The following is a 5,244-nucleotide window of genomic DNA, read 5'->3' as shown; positions in this document are numbered from 1 at the left end:
ATCTTCAGCCATTCCTACAATGGCGGCGGTGGTTACGGCGACGTACTGGAGCGCGATCCGATCAAGACCGCCTGGGATGTCGAGAACGGCTTTCTCACCCGGCAAGCGGCGGACCAGGTTTTCGGCATTGTGCTGAAGGACGATGAAGACGGCTATCCCATCGCCGATATCGACGCCACGGTCGAGCGCCGCGCCGCCATGCGCAAAGAGCGTCTGGCCAAGGCGGTCCCTGTGGTGGATTGGATCGCCAAGGAGCGTGGTCGTGTCGAAAGGGCCGATTTCGCCCCCGAGGTGAAGAAAATGTACGCCAGCGCGATCAAGCTGTCGCCGCGCTTCACCAGCGAATTCAGCGAGTTCTGGAACGTCGATGCCAGATCGATCTTCATGCCGGGAGCAAAGCCATGACCTCGTATAGCAAGGAAGTCCTGGGCGATCTGGTCGCAGGCAAGCTGCCCTGGCCACAGACAAGGCGGATCATGAGTGCCTACAAGGACGATGACCGTTTCTTCAAGATGGTTGCCGTCTATCAGGATCGTGTCGCCTGGAAAGATCCGATCCTGCTGCCGGTCTCGGACCATCTGTTCATCTGCCAGAGCGGCGATGAGCGCATTACCCGCTGCGAATGCGGCCACTCCTTCGGCGACTATCGCAAGAACTGGAAGCTGAAGGCTGCGATCAACGTCCGCAACACCGAGGGGGCTTTGCGCGAAATCTATCCCAACAGCGATCTCCCCGATCCCGAATGGATGGAGATCCGCGAATTCATCTGTCCGCAATGCGGCACGCTGCACGAAGTGGAAGCGGCGGCACCTGGCTATCCCATCGTCCACGATTTCGAGCCCGACCTCGAAGGCTTCTATCGCGAATGGCTAGGCAAACCGCTCCAGCAAACATGAAACGCTGGCGATGGAGGCTGCGCCGGTGTGATTGCCAAATACGGTCAGGCCTGATTGCCTGCCCGGAACGAAGTGGAGACCGTGCGCCATGAACAACCTTTCCGGCCGTAGCGCCATCGTTACCGGTGGGTTCTCGGGCATGGGCTTTGCCATTGCCACGGCTTTGGCTGAAGCCGGCGCCAATGTCGCAGTCGGCTCCTACATCGCGCCGGCCAGCGCCGACAAGTCCGATGCCGCCTATTATCCCGGCGCGGACGAGATCGAGCGCGTGCGTGCGGCCCTTACCGTCCACGGAACGAGGGTTCACGCCGCACACCTTGACGTTCGCGACAGCGACGTCGCCAATCGGTTCGCAGCTGACGCCGAGGCGGCCATCGGCCCCGCCGATATCCTGGTCAATGCCGCTGGGACGACCGCGGAGCAGCCGGTCTGCGGCCATTCCGACGCGCTATGGGACAAGATCGTCGATACCAACCTGACGGGCGCCTTCCGCGTCACGCGTGCGGTACTGCCGGGCATGATCGAACGCGGCTGGGGCCGCATCGTCAACATCGGCTCAACCGCCGCCTCGGTCGGCTGGAAGGACAACCCAGCCTACTGCGCGTCCAAGGCCGGCCTTCTCGGCCTCACGCGCTGCGTGGCGCTGGAGGGGGCAGCGCATGGCGTCACCTGCGTCATGATCAGCCCGACCTGGGTCGAGACCGAACTGATGCGCCGCAATGTGGCGCAGGTCGTCGAGCGCGAAGGCAAGGGGCGCACCGCTGAGGAAGCGATGGCCGAGATCGCCAAAGGCAACCCGCAGCAGCGCATGCTGCAGCCGCAGGAGATTGCCGCACTGGCGGTCTTCCTGTGCTCGGATCTGGCCAAGGGCATTACCATGGAGAACATCCAGATCACCGGCGGAGCGCTTTGGTAGCGGCTGATCTCTCCGCAGATGCCTCGCTGTAAGACAAGGTGACCGGATTTGCCATTGAGCGCCGGGCGCAATAGGTTATATTGCACTGCACAATGGAGACGCCGTTTATTGCACGCCCATATTTGCGAAGATTCCGGCCGGCTCATGGCTTGCCGGCCCTAGGTCGTGTCGGCGGAACCCTGAGATGAAGATTCCAAAGTCACTGCTGATCGATCCCGAGAAGAACTCGGTCTATGGCGCCTTTGCCGTAGCCGTTTCGATCTGGGCGTTTTCCTATTCGGTCATCTTCGGCCAGATCTTGATCCTGGCCTATTATGCGGTCTGGCTTCCGCTCATCCTGGTCGACTACCGGCGGTTTCTGCGGCATCTGTCCAGCGCCTGGCTGCCGCTGCTGTTTGCGGCCTATATCTGCTTCTCGGTTTTCTGGTCGCAGGCCCCCGGCGTCACCGCAAGGACGTCGGTCCAGTATTTTTCCCATATCGCCTGCGCCTACGTAGCTGCGCGCACCGTCAGCGTGCGCACGCTGACCATAGGGGCGCTGATCGGAATATTCGTCGTCCTCATCTATTCGCTGAAGGTCGGGAACTATTCCGAGGATGTCCTCGACGGCACCGTGAACTTCGTCGGCGCCTTCGCCTCCAAGAATCAGATCGGCTTTGTCGGCTCGCTCGGCATCTATTTCTGCGTTGTCTTCCTTGCCTTCTACAGGCGCGGCCGGCTCAGCTTCATCCTGGCGGTGCCCGTCGTGCTGCTGTCGGCCTATGTCCTGGTCGCTTCGCATTCCGCCACCTCGATGGCGTCGATACCCGCGGTGCTGGCGCTGGTGGCGCTTCTTGCGATGAGCAAACTTCTGTCACGCCGCTATCGCCGGGTCATCTTCCTGATCGGCGCCGGCCTGCTGGTCGTGACGGCCTTCGTCGCCTTGAATCTCGGGCTGATGGACTTCGTCCTCGGCCTCTTCGGCAAGGATTCGACGCTCACCGGGCGAACCTATCTGTGGGAGCAAGGCTGGAACACGGTCCAGAAATCGCCGATTCTCGGCGTCGGCTATGCCGCCTATTGGGTGCAGGGCTTCGCTGAAGCCGAGCGGCTGTGGAACGAATTCTACATCACCACCCGCACCGGCTTCCACTTCCACAACACCTATATCGAGGCCCTCGTCGAACTCGGCTTCGTCGGAGCGACGCTGGTGTCGCTGATCATGCTGCGCACGCTCTACGGCCACGTCTCGGCGGTTATCTTCAAGGCATGGCAGGCGGACTCGGTGATCCTTTTCGGCGTGATGGTCCTGCTGCTGATCCGCTCCTTCGTCGAGGTCGAGATACTCAACCCCTACATCATGGGTTCTTTCCTGATGTATTTCAGCTTCTTCAAGCTGGCGCGGCTGCCCGTTACCCGCAGGCGGCGGTCACCGGCTCTGGAGCCGGCTGACGCGGCCGGGGGCGAGACTGACTGGCCTCGGTATGCCGGCCATCCGGCGGGCGCCGGTCCCTCATAAATTATCATCTCGCGGGCTGAAGGGAGCGGCCTTCCTTTTTGAGCAAGCATGTGCTCGGACGGGAAGCCTCGATCCCGAGACCGCTATTATGGTTTCCGTAGGGAGATGTTCAAACAACTGAGCCAGAGCCTCATCCCGATTGTCGGGTGAGGCTCTGGCTCGAAACACTGGATCGTGTTGGAAGTCGGTCTATTGGCTGGCCAGCGGCGCCAGCTTGATCTTGATCACATCGCCGGGCAGCACCGGGGTTTCTTCCTTGGCGGCTATTTCGGTGGTCTTGCCGTCGACATTGCGCACCAGTGAATAGAGCAGGGTCGGCTGCTGATCATTTGTCATAGCGGCCGCCATCGCGGGATCGCTGGCCTGGGCTATCAGGCCTTTCTGCATGTTCACCTTCAACGCGGCCTCGTTCAGGTCGGCCTCGGTCTGCTGCCGGTCAGTGGCGAGACTTGAACTCAAGGTGTTCTGGGCATCGATAGCATCCTGCTTCGCCTTGCTGATCGCCTGCTTGGCGGTGAGGATGGCGGTTTCGTAGTCCAGGATCTTGCCCTGCAGGTCGGCCACGGACTGGCGCGAATCCAGCAGTCGGGCATTGGCGATCAGGCCTTTTTGCGCCAGCGGACCGATGCTGGCGAGTTGCTGCTGCGCCAAGTCGACCTGCTGCTGCTGATTGACGATCTTCTTCTGCAGCGACTCGATTTCAGATTCCAAAACCCCCTTCAGGTCGTCGAGCGCCTCGAGTTTCAGCTTCAGCGCCTTTTGGTCGGCCGTCAGAATCGTCATCTCGTCCGCCACGATGGCTGGCAGTCTCGGATCGCCCTCGACCTCCTTCGGCACGTCGAAACTCGCCTTGCCGGCCATATCCGCATCGATGCGGGCGCGCCTGACGATCAGTCGAATGCGCTGGTCGTCGGAGATGTCGAACATGCCCTTGGCGGTGACCAGGTCCTTGCCGAGCTGGGGGCCGTAGTCGGCGTTGCGCCTGATGCCGCCGGCGACGCTGATTGCCTTCAACACCGTCAGGTCCGGGACATAGGGAAATTGGCCTGGGTTCTGGACTTCGCCCGAAATGTAGAATGGCCGGAACTGCGCCATCTCGACCGAGGCTTCCGGTCGGTCCGACAAAGCGAGCTTTTTCTGCAGCGCCTCGCCGATCGCCGCCGCGATTTCGGACGTGGTCTTGCCGGATGCCGGCAACTCGCCGGCGAACGGCACCGACAGCGTACCGGATGGACCGACCGTGTACTCGCCATTCACCGCCGACCAATCACGAAATGTGCCTTCGACTGTCTGCCATTCGGCGACGCGGATGGTAAGCTTGTCTTGCGAGCCGAGGCGATAGTCGCCGGCGGCGGCGATGTGCGGGACGACGAGCGCCAAGGCAAGGCATGTGGCCAGCAAACGCGCCCGCCGCAGCCGGCCGGAATCCGGGCCGCTGCGAAAGGCTTCGAACAAATCTGTTTTCAACTCAACGTTCCGATCCGCTATAGCCCCATCGCCCGATGAGCTTGCGTCGAATGGCCGATGCCAATGTCTGGCATTGGCCACCGGCCGGTCAGTAAGAACCACGCGACATCCAGACGGCCGGGACGGTCTTGATGATGATGCGAACGTCCTCGAACAGCGACCAGTTCTCGACATAGTGGCGATCGAAGGCGACGCGGCTGTCATAGGACACATCGTTGCGGCCGCTGACTTGCCACAGGCCAGTCAGGCCCGGGCGGGATTTCAGGTAATAGACGGCGGACGTGCCATAGATCTCCAGCTCGTCGCGCACGACCGGACGAGGGCCGACAAGGCTCATGTCGCCCTGCAGGATGTTGATGATCTGCGGCAGCTCGTCGAGGCTGAGTTTCCTCAGCACAGCTCCGACACGGGTAACGCGCGGATCGTTCTTCAGCTTGCGGGCGGCGATCCATTCCGCGTTGGCATCC

The 5,244-nt window shown here is 61.7% G+C and carries 5 protein-coding genes and 1 pseudogene; 4 read left to right on the top strand and 2 right to left on the bottom strand.

Translation table 11 applies throughout. From position 1 onward, the window contains the following. The 4 genes and pseudogenes from EN984_RS21875 to EN984_RS21860 all read left to right on the top strand — a co-directional run. Positions 1-405: pseudogene (locus tag EN984_RS21875) on the top strand (5-oxoprolinase); the annotation flags it as partial. Continuing rightward, positions 402-896, top strand: a complete 495-nt coding sequence (locus EN984_RS21870; RefSeq protein ID WP_127269096.1) for an acetone carboxylase subunit gamma — start codon at positions 402-404, stop codon at positions 894-896. The pseudogene EN984_RS21875 and the gene EN984_RS21870, both read left to right, overlap by 4 nt. An 88-nt stretch (positions 897-984) precedes the next feature. After that, a complete protein-coding gene (locus EN984_RS21865; protein ID WP_127269097.1) occupies positions 985-1,812 on the top strand; it encodes an SDR family NAD(P)-dependent oxidoreductase in 828 nt (275 codons plus the stop codon). 184 nt (positions 1,813-1,996) lie between these two features. Beyond that, complete coding sequence (locus EN984_RS21860; RefSeq protein ID WP_127270875.1) at positions 1,997-3,310, top strand: O-antigen ligase; 1,314 nt, start codon at positions 1,997-1,999, stop codon at positions 3,308-3,310. 189 nt (positions 3,311-3,499) lie between these two features. On the opposite strand, the gene EN984_RS21855 is transcribed toward EN984_RS21860, so the two are convergent. Next, positions 3,500-4,765 carry a polysaccharide biosynthesis/export family protein gene (locus tag EN984_RS21855; protein ID WP_164748995.1) on the bottom strand — a complete coding sequence of 422 codons (1,266 nt, stop codon included), beginning with the start codon at positions 4,763-4,765 and terminating at the stop codon, positions 3,500-3,502. Positions 4,766-4,865: 100 nt separating this feature from the next. Beyond that, positions 4,866-5,244 (bottom strand): sugar transferase (locus EN984_RS21850; RefSeq protein WP_206517457.1); only part of this gene is annotated, 379 nt, incomplete at its 5' end.

This window comes from Mesorhizobium sp. M7A.F.Ca.CA.004.12.1.1 (assembly GCF_003997835.1).
In the GTDB taxonomy this organism is placed as follows: domain Bacteria; phylum Pseudomonadota; class Alphaproteobacteria; order Rhizobiales; family Rhizobiaceae; genus Mesorhizobium.
Note: the sequence above shows the minus strand (reverse complement) of the source record. Positions and strands in the feature narration are given on the sequence as shown.